This window comes from Alsobacter sp. SYSU BS001988 (assembly GCF_054796215.1).
In genome coordinates, this window is sequence record NZ_JBTAMK010000082.1 from 1 (window position 1) to 211 (window position 211).

At 72.0% G+C, this 211-nt stretch carries 1 protein-coding gene; it reads right to left on the bottom strand.

Translation table 11 applies throughout. The annotated features are described in order from the left end of the window. Window positions 1-24: 24 nt before the first annotated feature. Window positions 25-211: hypothetical protein (locus tag ACYVO7_RS25890; RefSeq protein WP_460452627.1), on the bottom strand; the 187-nt coding region annotated here is incomplete at its 5' end.

Here is a 211-nt window from a genome sequence, read left to right on the forward strand (position 1 = left end):
GTCGGCCGGATCCATGGCGGCCTCCTACACGGCGACGCGCTGTTCGATGAGACGGGCTCCGGCCACCGCCAGCCCGGCCTCCAGGTCGGCCAGCGCCAGACGGGACAGCAGGGTGGCGACGTCGGCGTCGCGCCACAGCCTGGCGTCGTCGCGATAGGCCTGCTGCAGCGCCGCCCGATCGACAACCTCGACCGAGACGACCCGTTTAAGC